Source organism: Prescottella subtropica, from assembly GCF_005434945.1.
Taxonomy (GTDB): domain Bacteria; phylum Actinomycetota; class Actinomycetes; order Mycobacteriales; family Mycobacteriaceae; genus Prescottella; species Prescottella subtropica.
This window is the reverse complement of record NZ_SKCH01000059.1, coordinates 1-1581: the sequence shown is the minus strand read 5'-3', so window position 1 is coordinate 1581 and position 1581 is coordinate 1. Positions and strand designations below refer to the sequence as shown.

The 1581-nt window shown below is 65.3% G+C and carries 1 protein-coding gene; it reads left to right on the top strand.

From position 1 onward, the window contains the following. Nucleotides 1-120: 120 nt before the first annotated feature. A protein-coding gene (locus E0497_RS20300) for an IS3 family transposase (protein ID WP_421958368.1) occupies nucleotides 121-1547 on the top strand; the annotation gives its coding sequence in 2 pieces (ribosomal slippage) (nucleotides 121-481 and nucleotides 481-1547; 1428 coding nt in all). Nucleotides 1548-1581: the final 34 nt, after the last annotated feature.

The following is a 1581-nucleotide window of genomic DNA, read 5'->3' as shown; positions in this document are numbered from 1 at the left end:
CCCTGCGTGTCAGGGTGAGTTGAGTCCAGAGGTTCACAGCAACCCCGCCAGCAGGGCGAGATACGGATCAACCCCACCATGACGATTTCCACCACCGCCCCGGTCCAGGACAATAACCGAATGGACCCGTACCACCCCCGAGCAGACGGCCCCCGCAAGCGCCGGGCCTTCACCCCCGCCGACAAGCTCGCACACCTCGCCGCCTACGAGCAGGCCTGCCAGGAGAATGCGGGCGGGGCCTACCTGCGCAGCGAAGGTCTCTACTCCTCCCTGATCGCCGAATGGCGCAAACAGCGCGACGCCGGCGTCCTCGAAGGCCGACCACCCGGCGCGAAGATCGGCAAACTCACCGCCGAACAGATCGAGATCGCCCGCCTCACCCGTGAGCTCGCGCGGGCGAACAAGCGGTTGACCACCACCGAGGCAGCCCTGTCGATCATGGGAAAAGCACACGCGCTCTTGGAGCAGATCTCCGAGAGCGCGGACACCGACGAGCCGCGGAAGAAGCGCTGAAGCGCACCCACCACGACCTCACCAAAGCCGGAATCACCACAAGGGCAGCAACGACTTTGACCTCGGTGGTGCGATCAACCGCGGCAAGGAGCAAGACGCATTCGTCCGCGCCGTGGCCATACGGGCAGACCCCGAAGAAGGCGCCGGTCAACAAGCTCACCGCCGCCGAACGCCACAGCGTGCTCACGATGCTCAACTGCGACCGGTTCGTCGACCAGGCCCCGCTCGAGATCTACGCCGAACTCCTCGACGAGGGCACCTACCTGTGCTCTGTGTCCACGATGTACCGGATCCTGCGGGAGAACACTCAGGTCGCGGAGCGGCGCCGACTGGCCCGTCACCCCGCGCGGACCTGCCCGGAGTTGGTCGCGACGGCGCCGCGGCAGGTCTACTCCTGGGACATCACCAAGCTCGCCGGTCCCGTCAAGGGCACCTACTTCGACGCCTACGTGATGATCGACATCTACTCCCGGTACATCGTCGGGGTGCACGTGCAGACCCACGAGTCCGGGCTCCTCGCCGTCGAGTTCATGACGGAAATCTTTGCAGTACATGGCATTCCGAATGTGGTGCATGCCGACCGCGGAACGTCGATGACCAGCAAGCCCGTCGCGACGCTACTCGCCGACCTGGAGGTGACCCGGTCGCATTCGCGGCCGCGGGTCTCCAATGACAACCCGTACTCGGAGTCGCTGTTCAAGACACTCAAATACGGGCCCGGGTTCCCGGAACGGTTCGGGTCGGTCCATCACGCACGAGACTTCATGGCCACCTTCGTCAATTGGTACAACCACGAGCACCGTCACACCGGGATCGGGCTGCACACCCCCGCCGATGTCCACTTCGGGTTGGCGCCGCAGAAGGCGACCGAACGATCCACCGTGCTCGCCCAGGCCCGTCTCGATCATCCGGAACGGTTCGGGGCCACGAACCAGAACCCGAAGATCCTGGACCTCCCGGCGGACGCCTGGATCAACAAGCCGCCCGCACACGGCGACGCGGTCGTCTCCCGCCCGGATCAGGCCGCCGCGTAACACCCGTTGGACTCATTCACCTTGACAAGTTCCG